Annotated in this window: 17 protein-coding genes; 9 read left to right on the forward strand and 8 right to left on the reverse strand. The window is 57.6% G+C overall.

The window, feature by feature from the left end; all coding sequences use genetic code 11:
* Positions 1-4: 4 nt before the first annotated feature.
* Positions 5-1,360: an MFS transporter gene (locus A6F49_RS09170; protein ID WP_043058181.1), complete on the reverse strand. Its 1,356-nt coding sequence runs from the start codon at positions 1,358-1,360 to the stop codon at positions 5-7.
* Between the two features lie 309 nt (positions 1,361-1,669).
* Entirely contained in the window at positions 1,670-2,095 is a 426-nt protein-coding gene (locus tag A6F49_RS09175) for a hypothetical protein (protein WP_052504911.1), read from the reverse strand.
* Positions 2,096-2,332: 237 nt separating this feature from the next.
* Here A6F49_RS09175 and poxB point away from each other — a divergent pair, with 237 nt between their 5' ends.
* Positions 2,333-4,054, forward strand: a complete 1,722-nt coding sequence (poxB, locus tag A6F49_RS09180) for a ubiquinone-dependent pyruvate dehydrogenase (RefSeq protein WP_043058182.1) — start codon at positions 2,333-2,335, stop codon at positions 4,052-4,054.
* Between the two features lie 163 nt (positions 4,055-4,217).
* On the forward strand, positions 4,218-4,904 hold the full coding sequence (locus tag A6F49_RS09185) for an HAD family hydrolase (protein WP_043058183.1): 687 nt from the start codon (positions 4,218-4,220) through the stop codon (positions 4,902-4,904).
* Here A6F49_RS09185 and A6F49_RS09190 read toward each other — a convergent pair.
* A complete protein-coding gene (locus A6F49_RS09190) occupies positions 4,901-5,407 on the reverse strand; it encodes a nucleoside deaminase (protein ID WP_043058184.1) in 507 nt (168 codons plus the stop codon). The genes A6F49_RS09185 and A6F49_RS09190 overlap by 4 nt on opposite strands.
* Before the next feature lie 113 nt (positions 5,408-5,520).
* Positions 5,521-5,691, reverse strand: coding sequence for a hypothetical protein (locus A6F49_RS18060; protein ID WP_161485797.1), 171 nt, complete (start codon positions 5,689-5,691; stop codon positions 5,521-5,523).
* Positions 5,692-5,834: 143 nt separating this feature from the next.
* Here A6F49_RS18060 and A6F49_RS09195 point away from each other — a divergent pair, with 143 nt between their 5' ends.
* From A6F49_RS09195 to A6F49_RS09205, 3 genes are all read left to right on the forward strand, one after another.
* Positions 5,835-7,250: a dihydrolipoyl dehydrogenase family protein gene (locus A6F49_RS09195; protein WP_043058185.1), complete on the forward strand. Its 1,416-nt coding sequence runs from the start codon at positions 5,835-5,837 to the stop codon at positions 7,248-7,250.
* Positions 7,251-7,451: 201 nt separating this feature from the next.
* Positions 7,452-8,687: a hypothetical protein gene (locus A6F49_RS09200; protein ID WP_043058186.1), complete on the forward strand. Its 1,236-nt coding sequence runs from the start codon at positions 7,452-7,454 to the stop codon at positions 8,685-8,687.
* Between the two features lie 172 nt (positions 8,688-8,859).
* Positions 8,860-9,423: a DUF1697 domain-containing protein gene (locus A6F49_RS09205; protein ID WP_043058187.1), complete on the forward strand. Its 564-nt coding sequence runs from the start codon at positions 8,860-8,862 to the stop codon at positions 9,421-9,423.
* A gap of 13 nt (positions 9,424-9,436) precedes the next feature.
* Here A6F49_RS09205 and A6F49_RS17735 read toward each other — a convergent pair whose 3' ends face one another.
* Positions 9,437-9,751: a hypothetical protein gene (locus tag A6F49_RS17735; protein WP_150119443.1), complete on the reverse strand. Its 315-nt coding sequence runs from the start codon at positions 9,749-9,751 to the stop codon at positions 9,437-9,439.
* Positions 9,752-10,092: 341 nt separating this feature from the next.
* Here A6F49_RS17735 and A6F49_RS18065 point away from each other — a divergent pair, with 341 nt between their 5' ends.
* Positions 10,093-10,251 (forward strand): hypothetical protein, encoded by a 159-nt coding sequence (locus A6F49_RS18065; RefSeq protein WP_161485798.1) that lies wholly within the window; start codon positions 10,093-10,095, stop codon positions 10,249-10,251.
* A gap of 113 nt (positions 10,252-10,364) precedes the next feature.
* Here the strand turns inward: A6F49_RS18065 and A6F49_RS09215 are convergent, their stop codons facing one another.
* Positions 10,365-11,645, reverse strand: coding sequence for a baeRF2 domain-containing protein (locus tag A6F49_RS09215; protein WP_235604939.1), 1,281 nt, complete (start codon positions 11,643-11,645; stop codon positions 10,365-10,367).
* 184 nt (positions 11,646-11,829) lie between these two features.
* Between A6F49_RS09215 and helR the strand changes: the two genes are divergently transcribed.
* The 3 genes from helR (at position 11,830) to A6F49_RS18875 (ending at position 15,553) form a co-directional block, all read left to right on the forward strand.
* Positions 11,830-14,025 (forward strand): RNA polymerase recycling motor ATPase HelR, encoded by a 2,196-nt coding sequence (gene helR / locus A6F49_RS09220; RefSeq protein ID WP_235604940.1) that lies wholly within the window; start codon positions 11,830-11,832, stop codon positions 14,023-14,025.
* Positions 14,026-14,218: 193 nt separating this feature from the next.
* On the forward strand, positions 14,219-15,019 hold the full coding sequence (gene erm / locus A6F49_RS09225) for a 23S ribosomal RNA methyltransferase Erm (RefSeq protein WP_043058190.1): 801 nt from the start codon (positions 14,219-14,221) through the stop codon (positions 15,017-15,019).
* 87 nt (positions 15,020-15,106) lie between these two features.
* Positions 15,107-15,553, forward strand: a complete 447-nt coding sequence (locus A6F49_RS18875; RefSeq protein WP_082911697.1) for a helix-turn-helix domain-containing protein — start codon at positions 15,107-15,109, stop codon at positions 15,551-15,553.
* 43 nt (positions 15,554-15,596) lie between these two features.
* On the opposite strand, the gene A6F49_RS09235 is transcribed toward A6F49_RS18875, so the two are convergent.
* Both A6F49_RS09235 and A6F49_RS09240 read right to left on the reverse strand, forming a co-directional pair.
* Positions 15,597-16,211, reverse strand: a complete 615-nt coding sequence (locus A6F49_RS09235; RefSeq protein WP_043058191.1) for a ClpP family protease — start codon at positions 16,209-16,211, stop codon at positions 15,597-15,599.
* The gene (locus tag A6F49_RS09240) at positions 16,208-16,864 is read right to left on the reverse strand and encodes a ClpP family protease (protein WP_043058192.1); all 657 of its coding nucleotides are present in this window, start codon (positions 16,862-16,864) and stop codon (positions 16,208-16,210) included. Before A6F49_RS09240 ends, A6F49_RS09235 begins: the two co-directional genes overlap by 4 nt.
* Positions 16,865-17,048: the final 184 nt, after the last annotated feature.

Below are 17,048 nucleotides of genomic sequence, written 5' to 3' on the forward strand. Positions count from 1 at the left end.
TGGGTTAGGCCGTTTCGGTGCGGTGTTCCAGGTCTTGTTGTGGATCACGGTTGGCTTCAACATCAATGCCGCGCATAAACAACAGAGCCACGGTGGCCAACAGAATCAGCACGCCGACTGAAACATAGATTGCTTCTGGTGACCAGCCGGCGTCCATCAGTGCACCGGTGGCGGTCGGAGCGATGATGGCACCGAAACGCCCAATACCAATGCCCCAACCGGCACCGGTGGATCGCAAACCGGAAGAATACGACTGTGGTGTCAACACATACAGTCCGGCGATACACCCGTTAATAAATAGCCCGACGAATACGCCCAAAATCAGCACGACGACGGTCCACTGTGCAGAGAATACGAAGATTGCCATCAAGATGGCGGCCAATACCGTAAAGCGGCTGAGCACCACACGAGTAGACCACCGAGAAGTGAACAGACCAAAGACGACCGAACCAATCGCACCGCCAAGGGTTAGCCCCACGGTGACGAACATCGACAGGTTTTCGCTTAAACCGGTGGCATGCATCAGGCGCGGGGTCCACGAGTTCACGAAGTAGAACGCGAACATGATGACAAAGAAGGTGGTCCAGATAACCAGCGTCACCCGGCGGTTCTGCTTGGTGAACAGCTTGCTGATCCCGGTTTCTTGTTCGCTGCGCTGGGCAGCTGTGTCGGCAACGGTGAGATCGACTGGTTCACGATAGCCCAGTCGGTGGGCGATGCGCTCGACTTTGGCCTGGGCGTTCTTAGGCTGTCGGTTATACAGATACGAAGCGGACTCGGGTAACAGGGGCAGCACTAGGATCAGCGAAATGACGGTCATGATGCCGCCCACCACAAACACTGAGCGCCAGCCAAAGCTGTTAATCAGCCCCACCATGGCGGTGCCACCCAGGGCTGCACCGATGCCATAGCCGGCAGCATAGATACTAATGGCCAGGCCACGATGCTTTCGGGAAGCGTATTCGGCGCTCAGCACGTTGGTGCCCACCAAGATGCCACCAATACCCAAGCCGGTTACGATTCGCCAGATACCCAGTTCGATTGCCGAATCGGCTGTGGAAGATAAAAACAGCCCAATGGCGTTGACGATGATGGCCAGGATCGTCATGTTGCGGCGACCGATCCGGTCTGCCACCGGTCCCAGGGTTAACGCTCCCACAGCCATGCCGACGAGGGCGGCACTCATGACGATACCCAGTTCAGTGCCGCTGAGTCCGAACTCCTCGGTTACCGCATTGGAGGTAAAGGAAATGGCCAACACATCGTAACCATCGAGCGCATTGAGGAAGGTACACAGGGCGATGATGAGCCATTGGTACCCGGACATTGGCCGAATGTCGATCTGATGACGCAGATCCATTGGTGCCTCCCGCATGCTGCACGCAAATATCTATGTTGATAGTGAGTTGTTGCACAAGCTACGCTAATGGTGCTGTGGGCCACACGCAAGATTGTGACGATCATAATAAGCCGTTGAGAGAAGCTTGCTGTAGACCGCAGCAGAGCCATGCTCGTCAATGGTCACCTCATGCGGCGCGGAGCGTGCCGGAATGGGAGAAACGGCTCGCATATAAGACACTGGATTGTTCAATGAAGCGAATTTTAAAAGTACACGAGCTTGGCACCTGAACAATCAGGTGCCAAGCTCGTGGTGTCCTTCGGAGTGGTCTTAGGTATTCCGGGTGGCTGTGGTGCCGCCTTCTTCTTCCAATGACTCAGATGGATCGCTGACCACATCGCGACCGGCGTCTACGGTTTCATGACCGGCCTTGTCGTTGGCTGGGTCAGCCTTTGGGCTATTGGAATCTCCCTGGGCTTCGTCCTGGTATCCGGTGGATTTATCAATCAGACCGGCTGCCTTCTCCGAAACCTTGCCCAAGGTGGGGTTCTTTTCTTTCAGGGTTTCGGTCACGGTGTCGGCGACATCGTGTACCTGCTCCTGGGTCTTCGGATCGGTCCAGAATTGCTGAACAGACTTCTTAGCCTGCTGGGCTGCCTGCATGGCTTGTTCTCTACCCTGGCGATTACCAAGGTAATAGCCAACAGCGACACCGAGTCCGAAGGTTATTATTCGACTGAAACTCAGAATTTTCATTGTGCCGAAACTCCTTATAGATAGGTCATACATATATGAGTCTTCTTGGTCCAGCCGTCAATGGTCAATGCCGTATCAACGATTTCTCCCTGGGAAACTACTAAGAATAGCTGCAAAACTTGATCAAACATTGAAGCTGTTCCGACTCATGAGGCTTTGCTGTACCGTGGAAATCAAGCTCACCTGACCTTCAGAACCTCAACGCATCACGAAGCGATTCAAGCGCAGGAGGAACACATGGCAAACGTTGCAGAACACTTTATTTCGACGTTGGAAGCAAATGGGATCGACCGCATCTGGGGGATTGCCGGAGACTCACTGAACGGTTTCACGGATGCTCTGATCGGCTCCACGATTGACTGGATGACGGTTCGACATGAGGAAGCCGGGGCGTTTGCGGCAGCTGCCGAAGCCGAAGTGACCGGTCAGCTCGCCGTCGTCGCCGGCACCGCAGGGCCCGGAAACTTACACCTGATCAATGGACTCTTCGATGCGCAGCGCTCACGGGTTCCCGTACTGGCTATTGCCGCGCACATTCCATCGGAAGAAATCGGAACCGGCTACTTCCAGGAAACGCATCCGCAAGAACTGTTTCGTGAATGCAGTGTGTACGTTGAACACGTCAGCGATGTTGGACAATTGCCACGGGTGCTCACGATCGCGATGCGCAATGCGATCGAACAGCGTGGTGTGGCCGTATTGGTCGTCAGTGGCTCGATGTTCCTAACCGAGATGCCGGATGCGAAACTGGAAATCATTGGCCCCACCCAGTCCCGCATGCTGCCCAGCGTTGGGGAGTTGGAACGCGCCGCGGATGCACTCAATGAGGCCAAAAAGGTCACGATCCTTGCCGGAGCGGGCGTGGCAGGAGCCCACACTGAATTACTCGAGGTGGCCGAGCTGCTTCAGGCCCCGATCGTGCACGCGATGCGCGGCAAAGAACACGTTGAATACGATAACCCCTACGACGTGGGGATGACCGGTCTGCTGGGCTTTGCTTCCGGGTATCAAGCCATGTTCGAGGCGGATGTGCTGCTGATGATCGGCACCGATCTGCCGTATCAACAGTTCTATCCCCAAGACATCCCGGTGATCCAGATTGATCGCCGTGGCGAGCAGATCGGCAAACGGGTGGCCGTTGAGTTCCCACTGGTGGGCACCGCACAGGACACGCTGCGTGAGCTCGTGCCGCTGCTGGAGCCAACCAAATCTTCCAAGCACCTCAAGACGATGCGGGAGCATTACGAAAAGACGCGCAAGAAACTCGATAACCTCGCCCAGCCATCACGCGGATCCCGACCCATCCACCCACAACATCTGACCCGACTGCTCGACGAACGCGCCGGACAAGATGCAGTGTTCATTCCCGACGTCGGCTCGCCGGTGGTCTATGCGGCCAGATATCTGACGCCCACCAAGAACCGTCGCATCATTGGGTCGTTTAGTCACGGATCAATGGCCAATGCGATGACCATGGGGATGGGTGCTCAAGCCGCATTTCCCGAACGACAGGTCATCTCACTTTCCGGTGACGGCGGACTGGGCATGCTCATGGGCGAACTGCTCACACTGCGCCAACATGATCTACCGGTCAAAGTCGTGGTCTATAACAACTCGTCGCTGAACTTCATCGAACTGGAAATGAAAGCCGACGGTTTCGTCCCATTCGCCACCGAACTTGAAAACCCCGACTATGCCAAGGTCGCCGAAGCCATGGGCATCTGGGGCCAACGCGTAGAGCGCAGTTCCAAACTGCCCAAGGCCATCGATGAGTTCCTGGCCCACGACGGCCCTGCACTGTTGGATGTGGTGACCGAACGCCAAGAGCTCACCATCCCACCGACCATTACCGCCCAGCAAGTCAAAGGCTTCTCCCTCTACGCACTGCGTGCCGTGTTGAGCGGCCAAGGATCCGAACTGGTGGACCTGGCGCGCGCTAATCTGCGACGTATCCTGTAGCACACGGGGTTTAGGCACCCGACATGTGCAAGGCCCCGGTGGTCCACTCTCCGGCCACCGGCACGAGACGTGCATCGGTCATACTGCCCAGGAGTTGGACAGCCTGCCGACGATGTTCCACGAAGCATCGCCGGCAGGAACATACAAGAGGAGTCGGTTGGTGATGACGCAGCTACGCGGTGTGCTGTGGGATATGGATGGCACCCTGGTGGATACCGAACCGTATTGGTTTCGGGCCGAGGCCGAATTGATGACGGGATGGGGTGTGCCCTGGAGCGAGGAGGATTCTCTGCGATTAGTCGGCAGCGCACTGCCGGTCTATGCAAAAATCGCTCAGGAGGCCGGCGTCATGCTGACCTCGCGCGAAATTATCGACCAGCTGATTGCTGCGGTTATCCGCCAGACCCGCCAGGCCATCCCGTGGCGGCCCGGCGCTCGCGAGCTCTTAGATCAGTTGTGCCAGGCCGGGATCCCAATGGGACTGGTGACGATGAGCGAAGCGGCCCTGGCCAATGAAATTGTGGCCAACCTTGACGACAGCACGTTCAGCGTGCAAGTCACCGGGGAGATGGTTGAACACGGCAAACCGGCACCCGATCCGTATCTGCTGGGCGCTCGTCTGCTCATGGAGCACCACTACGACGACGAGTTCAGCTTGGATCGACTGGTCGCTATCGAAGATTCCGAGCCCGGTCTTACCTCGGCGATGGCCGCGGGCATCACCACGATCGCAGTGCCAAATATTATCGCCCTGCCACCGCGGCCTGGGCTGACCCTGTGGAATACCCTGGCCGATAAGACGATTGCCGATCTGGCTGCACTACTGTCGGTGGAACCGGTTGGTTCCTAAGAAGCATCGATACCCGTAATGCCGTAAAAACGAGCCTGCAGGGTACGGATTCTCTCGCTGAATTCAGGAAATGGTCCGCGCACGGCAACATTTGGTGCCACGGTGGTGATCGGTAGGGGCGCCACCGGGCCGGGCGGGATATCCCATTCCTGCAACCAACGCGTCAGATCTGCGCCACTGCTGGCATACACAATGGACCCTAGACCAACCCACGCATGGGCTGCAGCGCACATCGGGCAGTGTTCACCCGAGGTATAGACGGTTGCCGTCATGCGTTGTTCGACGGTGAGATGATTGGCCGCCCACCGAGCGATCTCAAACTCCGGGTGGCGGGTATGGTCCCCTCCAGAAACCCGGTTGCGATCCGCAAACTGTTCCACCCCGTCGGCGTCCACGAGCACCGAACCGAAGGGCTCATCGCCGTTATCGAGGGCTTCTTCGGCGAGATCCACGCACTGTTGTAAAAATTGTTGGTCCTGGGCGCTGAATTCGAAATCAGTCATAGCTCCACTCAATCACGAATCATCGTGCCAGCACAGGCATGACCGGGTGTTGACACGTTCGCGCCCGGCCACAACGTTGTGCGGCCGGGCGCGAAAAACTTTCCTGTAAAAATTTAGTAGTTGGCTGGTGGGTCGGAGGCAGGGAAGGATTCTTCTCCTTGTTCATCAACGACGGCGTCCTCACGGTCCTCACCCGGGTGGGCATCGTTGATGTAGTCCTCTTTTCGGGGCTCTTCCTCAGGATCTTGCTCGTCGTCGCGAGGGCGCTTTGGATTGTCGGTCACGGCGATCAACTCCTCTCTGTGCCTATTCTGCACCTCGCAACGGCCGGTGGCTAGGGCCTGGACGAAAGCCAGCAGATATGCGCACCATGGGGGCAGAGCTTCATGGCTTGTGGACCCAATTCGATATCGACAAGGAGTGTCACATGTCAACGACTTCGCCAACCAACACTGAAAACCGCTACGACGTCATTGTGATCGGGGCCGGTCCCGTGGGAGAGACCCTGGCTGAGAAGGTGGTGGCGAATGGGCTTAGTGCAGCCCTTGTTGAACATGATCTGGTGGGTGGCGATTGCGCCTATTATGCCTGTAAGCCCTCGAAAGCTTTGCTGCGGCCCATCCAGATAGCCAAGGCCAGCCAGTACCTGACCGGGGTGCGCCCGACGACGATCGTTGCCGATGACCTCTTGGCACGGCGAAATGAAAAGGTCTCGCACTATCACGACGCCGCACAGAAATGGACGATGGAAGACCTCGGCATTACCGTGGTGCGCGGTCACGGGCGGCTCAATGGCGAACGTAGCGTGGAAGTACATGGTTCGGATGGTGCCACCCACACGTTGCACGCCAACCGGGTGGTGGCCTTGACGACCGGCACGGTGGCCAATATTCCGCCGGTGTTTGAGGGCATTCCCGTGTGGGATTCCAAGGATGCCACAGCGGTGCGAGACGTGCCGGCCCGACTGGTCATTGTGGGTGGGGGACCGGTGGCGTGTGAGGCAGCCAGCTGGATGAGTGCACTGGGTTCGAAAGTGACCATGCTGGTGCGTGAGGGCCTGCTATTGGGAAAATTCGAGCCATTTGTCTCAGATATGATCGCCGATCAACTGACCGAAGCCGGCATTGACATTCAATTTTTCACCGAGGCCGCCGAAGTATGCCGTCCTGATGGCATGGATCATGGCGTAGGAGAGATCAAAGGTGGACCGGTCGCGCTGCGTACCAAGGCCGGAGACACCATTGAGGCCGATGAGGTGCTGTTGGCTACCGGACGCCGTCCCGATTTAGGCGCCGTCGATCTGGAGTCCGTGGGGCTCAGCGCTGATGATGTGCTCGAGGATAATCTGCCTGAGTGGTTATACGCTATCGGCGACGCCGGTGGGAAATATCAGCTGACCCACATGGGTAAATACCAGGCTCGGACGTTGGCCAAGCAGCTGACCAGTGTGGCTGAGCACCCTGAAGACGATGTGCTGGACACTGAGCCACCGATCACACAAGTGGTGTTTACGGATCCGCAGGTTGCTTCCGTTGGGTTGACCGAGGATGCAGCGCGTGAATCGGGCTATGACATTGTCACGGCCGAAGTGGATTTTGCTGCTGTGAAAGGGGCTGCGTTACAGCGCGATAATGTGGTCGGTAGGGCGAAAATTGTGGTGGATAAGGCCACCAATAGTCTGATCGGTGCCACACTGGTGGGGCCGGAGGCCGGGGAGATGCTGCATGCGGCGTCGATCGCGGTTGCAGCGCAAATACCGGTGCCAATGCTGCAAGAAGCGGTGCCTGTTTTCCCAACGGCCTCGGAAATCTGGGTGTCGTTACTGGAACAAGTCGGAGCTTAGTCCAGGGGCGCGTTCAGGCTCGAAGTACCAAGTGGCAGCCAGCTTTCGGGCAGGATGATGGGGCCACGAAGGGGCATATTGTCGAATATCTCACAGTGGTTCGGGCTATTTACCGCAAATTTGCCTGTAATTTTTGGTAGCGTCACTTTGTGACGAATACCGTTTTGCGGTTGAAAGACCCTACTTGGAGATGATACCCCCGTGAGTGAAGAACGTGCGCGCGCGATTAATACATTGCGCGAGATTGCCCAGGCGCTAGAAAGCGATCAATCGGCCCAGGCCGTAGAAATCTTAGGTGCCGTTGGCCCGGAGGCCGAAAACGGTCGCCCAAGCGTGTCCCAGTTGAGCTATGTGGCACTGCAGTCGCTGGATGACTGGTACGCCAAACATGGTCTGAATGGTCGCGTGCGCGTCGCGCAACGTGATGTGCCTCGGACGATTCGGAATATCACTCCGGCCATCGAAGCACTCGCGGCCAAAGGTCGCGCACTGCGTTCGACCCCGAGTCTGCTGCAGCGCAACCCAGGACAGGCCGTTGCCGGTGCCAGTGCATTTGTGGTGACCGCCGCTCTCCGCGCGCTATCCGAACAACAGGACACCGACTTCGAAGCACAACTGAACCAACTGCTACCCGAACAAGAAGTCAGTGAACCACCGGCACCTATTGCGCCTGCGGCACCGGAGACCGAAGAAGCTGTACCTGCAGCAGAAATCGTAGAAGAAGTACCAGCGGCGGTTGTCGACGACGTCGTTGATGTCATTGATGAAACTGCTGAACCAGTGCAAGCCAACGCTGATGATCCCGAAGCCCGTTACACCGCGATTGTGGAAACCCGTTTCATGGCCGGCGTCAAAGAATTTGCCCAGTGGATGGGCGATGGTCACGCTGTGACCGGTACCGGTCTGCCCAAGCGCGCCGATATTAAAGACGTTGCGGCAACTATTGGCATCGACGCCGAAGGTGTTGCCAAGAAACCTGAAGAAGCACAACCGGTTGCATCTGACCTAGACCTGACCATTGCTGCTGAAGTGCAGCCAACCCGTTATGCAACCTCAGCCCAGGCGATCCCAGAACTCATGGCTTTCTGGACGACCCTGCAAGAAACCGGTCAGGCACAGGTGAACTCGACCAAAATCCAGCCGGGTGACAAAGCTGCCGCGTTTGCATTCGAAGACGCCGAACAGCTGGACGCCGCGGAAGAACTGATCGCGACCTATGTCGCCCAGACGCTCACCTATGATACCGATGAGGCCGCAGCCAAGCAGACCGCCCAGTTCATCCTGGACGCCGAGGCTGCCGATACCGAGGGCGTCCTTATTCCACGGTTGCGCCAGCTTGAAGCCATGGATTTGTTGGAAATTACCGACGGTCAGCCCGTGATTCCAGCTGCTCTGCAACCGGCAGTGACCAAGGGTGCAACACAAATTCTCAACTAACTTTTCCAGTCCTGACGCCGCGGCGTCACAGAACTTACGTGCTGCCCGCTGTTTCCGAACAGCGGGCAGCAGCATTTTCAGTCCTGGACCACCAAGCACAACGGGCACAACACGTGGCTACCCCAGGCCAGGTGGGTGGACACCACCTCGTGGGAGAGGTCAGGATAGGAACATGCAATATATTGCGCTGTTGCGAGCAGTGAACGTAGGCGGGAAAAATACGATCAAAATGGCTGAACTGCGCGATGCGTTGACAGCTAACGGTCTCGCCCGGGTGCAAACATATATCCAGAGCGGCAATATTGTGTTCGACTCAGATGAGCATCCAGAGGTGGTAGGAAGCCAGATTGAGAACGTCATTGAAACCAGATTTGGTTTTCCGGTCGACGTCATCGTCAGAACGCTAGCCGAATTCGACGACATTGTCCTCAATCAGCCGTATCCGAAGCCTGAAACCACTGACCCGGCAGACTCGAGGCCGGCAAAACTGTATGTTGCACTGCTCAGGGAGCCTGCTGGAGAAGATGCCCTCAGCAGCCTTGACCGATATACGAGCGACCAGGAACACTATCGGGTGATCGGCCGAGAAATATACTTGTGTTTGCAACACGGGGCAGGGCAGTCCAAATTGGCCCCTCGAATCCAGACTTTGGGAATTCCTGCAACGGCACGCAATTGGACGACGATAGAAAAACTTCGGGCCATAGGCCATCAGGCAGCACAGAAGAACGACTGAGACCAACCGTGACCTAACGGTAATGTGTATCGTAAGAGCTCATCCGAGCTCGTGTCGACAACGCTTCTCTTGATGTGCCCATGACGGCATGGCCCCGGGACGGGTGTAGCCGGGTGAGGAAACAACACAGCATGAGCGTTGCCAGTCCGGCAATACAGGCCAAGCTAATGAGATTGGCACTCAAATTCGTGACATTGTCTGCAGGTAAGGTCGTGGGAACAGAAGTAAGCACGACTGCGGCGATAATCGCGCTGGCAAGGATAAATCCGCCTACTGCCGGTGCAATGAGCAGCAGTCCTGCGGTGGTTACATAGATGATGTTAGACACGAATCCTCGCCAGGCACCTTTACTCAGCGGCTAGAACCGGTGCTACCTATGGAATGGTGACATTTCTTCGGCGAATTCTTCGAACAAGCAGAGGCAATGATATTGCAACTGGGAGTTTCCCCGTGGTTGCTGTTGATCGTATTGTGCATGAGCTGTCTTGATGGGTTCTTTCCACCGGTGCCCAGTGAATCTATTGTGACTGCGGCCGTGGTGGTTGGTATGACCAGTGGTGGATCGATGGGGTCCTTAGCTTTGCTGGTGGTCGCAGCACGGTCAACGTCACCGCTGGATCTACGGCATATCCGCTTGCCCGATTCATCCCGTTGGTGGCGCTGGCCCGTGTGCTGTGGTCCTGCGTTGCGGTGGCCACCGGAACTCTGGCGGGACATCTGCTCAAGGATCATCTGCTGCTTGCCGTGATGGTGGGCATCGGTACTGGAATCCTGGCGGGTATGGCCATCGATTGGTTGGCACAGTCCTCCCGCCGCAAGGCCTCATAAGCGGTACAAAGCAGTGAAAGGCCTGTTGTCTTGGGAACACGGGCGGCCATGTGGTGACCGCGTATCCGGTTGGATCACGGTCATCACATGGCTCCACGGTGTTGATCCTGAAGTTATCTCGACAGTTCCGAAGCTTGTTGATCACGAGATAGGGCCCTGTCGCGATCCGGGTCCACGGCGTCCTCACGAGCGGAATCTCCGGTCATACTGGCGGCCCGGTTTGACGGGGTGGCTCCGTCACGCCAGCGCAGCAATGCACCAATGCCTTCTGGAATGGCGCCATAGCTATCCTGCAGTGCACTGACGCCAGCGTCAGTCAGGATCGCCTTCCGCAGCAGGTGCTCAATATTGTCTGGTTCACGGCCCGGTGTGAACACCAGTTCCTCAACCTGACCACGTTCTAGAGCGCGTGCGACTTCTTCGGCCCCTGCGATGGAAGCGGCATCGCGTGCCTGGTGTTCGCGAAACTGCTCGGCTAGGTTCTGTTGGTTGCGTTCGATGAATTCTTGGGTGACCCTGGCCAGTTCTTCACGGAACGAGGCCCGTTCAAGACTGACTCCGCGGGTGCCGCCGGCTGCGGTGTGAAGGCGAGTCAACGCTTCTTGACCAAGTTCTGCTTTGAGTAGTGCTTGAGCTCGAACGTCACCGGTGAGGATGACCATATCGGGTTTATGTTCCATGACCAGCTTGTTGACCTTTTCGGCCACAGCTTCTGCATTGCGCTCCCAGGAGTCCTCGACACGGGCTTCATAATTATTGGACCGCCAGCCGTGCTGGGAACCGCCACCGAGACGGGCTTTATGCAATTCGTCGTGGCCGCCGTCGACTGATTCGGCTTCTGCAACACTGTTTGGTGCCTGGTCGATCGCAGGATTCTCCGGTGCCCGGAGCAACAGATCGGCCCCTGCCCGGTCAACTTCGATCAGCAACTGACTCACGGCATACGGGGTCAATTGCAGTAGCGGCAGCAGAGCGGCGTTGTCGCCCCAGTCGGCCAAATCTTGGTATGGCGGTACCGGGAGCACCCGGTCGACGAGGATCTGCGAGCTCGATGCCAAAATGGCCCGGCCGTGCCGACCGCCAATGGTTGAGGGGAGTTGCACCGTGCGGTGAATATCGTCTAACAAAGCCTGCGGTGCGCCTTCGGAAGCCAATTGGGTGCGTAGCTGTTCCCACCGGATGGACAGCTCAGCTGCGGCATTGGGATCGGTTCGGGTGGTGTCGAGGTACACCGACAGGATCGGGCCGTCTTGCTCGAGCGCGGATTTTAGCCAGGGTAGTTTCATAATGCCCTCCAGATTGCTCGTGGTGCGGCGACCGAGCATCCAGCACAGCTGCTCTGCCGCCGCGTGGTAGGTACTACTGTTCCATGAGCCGACGCTGTCGACAAGCATTCGAGGACACTATTTGACGGCGACAACATTGCCGAAGGCAACTTGATGCATGACATCCAGACAGGATGGAGACAAGGAACAGGAAACTGCAACCTTAAGACCAGACTACTGCCAGGTGGGGGTCTTGCCGCAAGGCCCCCTGATGGTGTCAGAATTTCAGGGTACATCGAAAGGATCTTTTGCCGTGACCACCAATTGCCACAACCACCTGACCGCAGTCTTCGACTTACCCGAACACTTAGCGGCCAAAACCGAACCGGCCCTGATTGCAGCAGACCAACGCCATTTGACCGCGATCAAATACGCCGTGGAGCGCCAAACCGCACAGGCGACTGAACAACTCAGCGTCCTGAAAAAACAACCCCGAGGTGTCGGGGAATATGCTCTGGAACGCGACGCGCATATTCACCGGCTAACTTCCCGGCTTCGTCTTCTGAATCGATTCGGCATGGATCTCACCTTGGGCCGCATGGACTACGCCGATGATGAGCGCACGCCTCACGAGCCCGTCTACATTGGCCGGATGGGCTTATCTGACGACGACGGAACGCGGCTGCTTGTTGACTGGCGGTCTCCGGCTGCCGAACCGTTCTTCGCTGCAACCCACGCTGACCCGATGGGGCTGGCAAGTCGCCGCCGGTATCGCTGGAACCGGGGCCGTATCACCGACTACTGGGATGAAGTCTTCACAACTGACGGCCTAGCCAATCATGGCGCGCTCGATGACCAGTCGGCGTTTATCGCCAGCCTCGGTGCCCACCGATCGTCCCGAATGCAAGATGTGCTGGGCACCATCCAAGCCGATCAACACGCCATCATCCGGGCCGATTCGCGCGGTGCGCTCGTGGTTGACGGCGGTCCTGGCACCGGCAAGACCGTGGTTGCCTTGCACCGCACCGCACACCTGTTGTACTCCGATCCACGATTACAAGATCGTCGCAACGGGGTCTTATTCGTCGGACCACATGAACCTTTTCTTGGTTATGTTTCGGATGTGCTGCCAAGTTTGGGCGAGAACGGCGTCCAGACCACAACGGTGGGCGGACTCCTGCCGGAAGGCGCAACAGCCTCTCCAGAACACCAGACCGAGGTCGCAGAAATCAAATCCCGACTCAATATCGTCAGGGTCATGGAAGCAGCGGTGGGATTATATGAACAACCACCCGTGGCCGACGTACTAATCGAAACGCCCTGGGCAGACCTTCGACTCAGTACCGAAGACTGGGCCGAGGCGTTCCGAACACCCGGACCAGATCTCGTCCACAATGACGCACGCGACGAAATCTGGGAAGCACTCATCGAAATTGCCGTCGATAAAATTGCTACAGTCGTGGATCCTGACGACGCAGAGCATCCCGAATTGTGGCGGAGTCTGATCACGAACCAGCAATTGCGTGAAACCTTCGTACGCGCCTGGCCATTGCTGCGCGCCGAAGACATCGTGGGTGATCTTTTCACGGTGCCCGCCTATCTGCGAATGTGTGCACCAACGTTGACCGACCATCAGGTCGAGGCATTACAGCGTACCGACGCCCAGGCATGGACCCAATCCGATTTGCCACTGCTGGATGCTGCACGACGACGGATCGGAGACCCAAAAGCCTCGAAACGTCGACGCACCCGTGAACGCGCGCTGGCGGCTGAACGTGCGGCAATGTCCCGGGTCATTGAAGACTTGGTTGCTGCAGACGACTCTGATCTACGGCTAATGTCCACGTTGACCAGCCCAGACATGCGCGAGAAACTTGATGACGACGCGTTACCCAGCCGCAAGACTGTTCCACTGGACGGACCATTTCAACACATCGTGGTCGATGAAGCACAAGACCTCACCGACGCTCAATGGCAGATGCTGCTGGCACGCTGCCCGTCACGGAGCTTCACAATCGTTGGGGACAGAGCACAAGCACGCCACGGATTCACCGAAACATGGGAACAACGTCTCAATCGCGTGGGCTTGGACCGGATTGAACAGGCAAGCCTGACGATCAACTACCGGACACCACAACCGATCATGGATGCCGCCGAACCGGTCATCCGCCAGGCCATCCAAGACGCCAATGTGCCAACCTCCATTCGACCCTCTGAGGGGCCGGTCCGTTACGGTACGGTCGATGAACTGGAGACGGTTCTCCACACCTGGTTGACCGACCACAATCAGGGCGAGGGGATCGCCGCGGTGATCGCCACGGACACCTCCAAGGTGCTACCGAACTCACCGCGAATACGACTCCTGACACCCCAGCTGGCCAAGGGACTGGAATTTGATTTGGTCGTCCTGATCGACCCGGAACACTTCGGCACCGGCATCGAAGGAACCGTAGACCACTACGTCGCCATGACCAGAGCGACCCGCCAACTCGTGATCCTGAACAGTTGAGTCCAGCGAACTTTGTGGTGCGCATGCCAGGATGTTAAACTGCCCGGCATGTGTATGACAGTGATGGCAATGATTCGGTTGCGCCGCGCTTAGCAGCGGGCCAACCGAATAAACATCCCGCTGCTCCGAGAATCCCGTTGGGCGCTGCGTTGTCGCGCGCCCGGAAGATTGCTACCTCCCGGAGTATCCTGTTATGCCCACATATCGTGGCGGCCGTCATGAACACGGCCAAAATTTTTTCACAGACCATACGATCATCGACCAAATCGTTGATCTGGTTGCTGTCTCCACCGGACCAATTATCGAAATCGGCCCCGGACGAGGCGCCCTCACCTTCCCGCTGCAGCAGCTGGCCCGGCCCCTAACGGCCATTGAGATTGATGCTCGCAACGCCAGTTGGCTCCAGCAACGCAGCAATGGCAACACCACTGTTATTCACGATGACTTCCTGCAGTGGCACATGCCCACCACCGAACATACTGTGGTCGGCAAGGTGCCATTTCACCTCACGACGGCGATACTTCGGCGGGTGCTGCACGCTGCCGACTGGACTCATGCCGTGCTGTTGGTGCAGTGGGAAGTCGCCCGACGCAGGGCCGGCATCGGTGGCGCAACTATGATGACCGCACAGTGGTGGCCGTGGGTCGACTTTCGCCTCCAAACTCGTGTGCCCGCAACCGCATTTACCCCGCGTCCCAACGTCGACGGTGGCCTGTTAGCGATGTCGCGGCGACCTGAACCGCTCGTGGACGCAAACGACCAATCAACGTACCGCCGGTTTGTACACACCGTTTTCACTGGCAAAGGTCACGGCCTTGAGGCCATCGTGAACCGCCGCATCCCACCGGGGCGGCGACAACGGATAAAACGTTGGATGGCTGATGAAGGGATCCATCCTCGAGCACTGCCCAAAGACCTAACCGCGCCGCAATGGGCTAAGTTGTTTCGCACAGCCCTGGACCACGGCTGGTCGGCTGGGCCAGCGAGAAAATAACACCACATCGGTCGCCGCGGTGCGCGTGCCATCTGCTCTAGGCAGAAAGCCTGCCGGAGCAGGCCACCGGCTGGATACGGTGAAAACATGGATAATTACACGGCTCGCCGACCGGGACGCCCGTCTGGGATCACGACCGAACCTCTGTGGCGGGAGGTGCTGGGTGCCCGACTGCGTCGCTTGCGAAAACACCGCAAACTAACGCTGACCCAGCTGGCTCGGCGTGCTGGAGTGTCTCCGCAATATCTTTCAGAGATCGAACGCGGTCGAAAAGAGCCTTCTTCTGAGATGATCGCAGCGATTAGCGGGGCACTGGGCATCTCGCTGTTAGATCTCACCGTTCAAGTGACCGGTGAGTTACACCGGACCGCTCGCACCACCATCGAGTTGGCTCGATCTGCCGCTGGTCCGGCTGTGGCCTTATTCGACGAAGAGCTCAACGCGGAGCTGTCCTTGCCAAGCTTGACCTCCGTCTCACCGGACGGGACTGCCTCCTGGCATCGCGCCACAGAACAATTGTCGTTGGTGGCCTGATCCTGCTGAACGGCTCCCTACTTGCGCCGAGCATGATGATTCGTTAACCGACGTAGGATGGTGTTTCAGGCCGAGAATACAGGACTTCATCGATCAGTCCGTATTCACGTGCGGCTTCAGCGGTGAATACTCGATCACGATCCGTGTCTTCACGCAGTGTGGCTACTGGCTGTCCGGTGTGTTCAGAGAGGATCTTCTCCATCTCACCGCGAACTCGGACAAGTTCATCTGCATGCAGGATCAGGTCTGGAACTGCTGCGCGACCGGTGTTCAGCGCAGGTTGGTGCAATACGATCCGGGTATGGGGGAGCATGGCACGGTCCCCGGGTTCGCCGCCGGCTAGCAACACTGCACCAACTCCGAAAGCTTGGCCAACACAGGTGGTTGTTACCGGTGCTTTAATGTATTGCATCGAATCATAGATGGCCAGCATGGCCGAAGGGTCACCGCCCTCGCAATTGATATAGAGACTGATCGGCGATGTCGGATTGGCAGACTCCAAGTGCAACAGTTGCGCAATCACGGTGTTGGCCACCCCGGCATCGATTGCAGTACCCAAGTAGATGATGCGCTCGCTTAGCAGCTGCGAATAGACGTCCATGACTCGCTCACCGCGACCATCCCGGGCGATGACATTGGGAATCGGATAACTGCTCATCGCTGTTCCTCCGTATCAATTGTGTGCTCAGGAAAGGACAACCGGGAGGTCAAACCGGTGGGCCGGCGCAATCCTGGCGGTGCGATCTGGCTGAAATCCGTGACGATTGCATCTACGAACCCGTATTCCAATGCTTCTTGGGCAGTGAACCAGTGGTCTCGCAGTGAGTCTTCATAGACCCGCTGTGGTGACTGTCCGGTATCTTCGGCGATCAGCCGCAGTGTGGTGTCCCTGGTGTGCCGGAGGTCTTCGGCCTGAAGCTCGACATCCACTGCGCTCCCGCCAATGCCGCCAGATCCCTGATGCAGCAGTACCTTGGCGTGTGGCATGGCATAACGTAAGCCGGGCGTGCCAGCAGATAAGAGGAACTGTCCGGCGCTTGCGGCCCACCCCAGCGCAACAGTGCTCACCGCACACGGTAGAGACTTCAGAATATCCCGGATAGCCAGCATCGCCGGTACTGAGCCGCCCGGAGAATGAATCCACAAAGAAATAGTTTCGTCTGGTGCATCAGCCGCCAGCGTGAGCAGCTGAGTCATGAGATGGGTTCCGTTGTCGTCATTGAGTTCGCCGTCTAAAACCAGCACTCGGCGGTGGGCAAGTTCCTGACGGTGGCGTTCGGTGAATATGCGTTGATCCGTATCTTGTGTCATATTTCGATCTTGCTCGTACGCGGATCACGGTCTCCAGGAATGCTGCTGGCAGCTGTGCCTGACTTGCACAAGTGAGTGCTGATTTTCCGGTTGGGTTAGGTGTCGTGCCTAGTCAGCGGGTTTTGAGTTTGCGTTTTGGGTCACTAATTGGGCGGTTTATGATGAGTGCATGGGCTTATTTGTG

Source organism: Enteractinococcus helveticum (genome assembly GCF_001657475.1).
In the GTDB taxonomy this organism is placed as follows: domain Bacteria; phylum Actinomycetota; class Actinomycetes; order Actinomycetales; family Micrococcaceae; genus Yaniella; species Yaniella helvetica.

What these genes read in the sequence shown, in the direction of transcription:
- A6F49_RS09170 (WP_043058181.1), bottom strand. Translation starts at nt 1,360, where the DNA reads ATGGATCTGCGTCATCAGATCGACATTCGGCCAATGTCCGGGTACCAA.
- A6F49_RS09175 (WP_052504911.1), bottom strand. Translation starts at nt 2,095, where the DNA reads ATGAAAATTCTGAGTTTCAGTCGAATAATAACCTTCGGACTCGGTGTC.
- poxB (WP_043058182.1), top strand. Translation starts at nt 2,333, where the DNA reads ATGGCAAACGTTGCAGAACACTTTATTTCGACGTTGGAAGCAAATGGG.
- A6F49_RS09185 (WP_043058183.1), top strand. Translation starts at nt 4,218, where the DNA reads ATGACGCAGCTACGCGGTGTGCTGTGGGATATGGATGGCACCCTGGTG.
- A6F49_RS09190 (WP_043058184.1), bottom strand. Translation starts at nt 5,407, where the DNA reads ATGACTGATTTCGAATTCAGCGCCCAGGACCAACAATTTTTACAACAG.
- A6F49_RS09195 (WP_043058185.1), top strand. Translation starts at nt 5,835, where the DNA reads ATGTCAACGACTTCGCCAACCAACACTGAAAACCGCTACGACGTCATT.
- A6F49_RS09205 (WP_043058187.1), top strand. Translation starts at nt 8,860, where the DNA reads ATGCAATATATTGCGCTGTTGCGAGCAGTGAACGTAGGCGGGAAAAAT.
- A6F49_RS09215 (WP_235604939.1), bottom strand. Translation starts at nt 11,645, where the DNA reads ATGCTTGTCGACAGCGTCGGCTCATGGAACAGTAGTACCTACCACGCG.
- erm (WP_043058190.1), top strand. Translation starts at nt 14,219, where the DNA reads ATGCCCACATATCGTGGCGGCCGTCATGAACACGGCCAAAATTTTTTC.
- A6F49_RS18875 (WP_082911697.1), top strand. Translation starts at nt 15,107, where the DNA reads ATGGATAATTACACGGCTCGCCGACCGGGACGCCCGTCTGGGATCACG.
- A6F49_RS09235 (WP_043058191.1), bottom strand. Translation starts at nt 16,211, where the DNA reads ATGAGCAGTTATCCGATTCCCAATGTCATCGCCCGGGATGGTCGCGGT.
- A6F49_RS09240 (WP_043058192.1), bottom strand. Translation starts at nt 16,864, where the DNA reads ATGACACAAGATACGGATCAACGCATATTCACCGAACGCCACCGTCAG.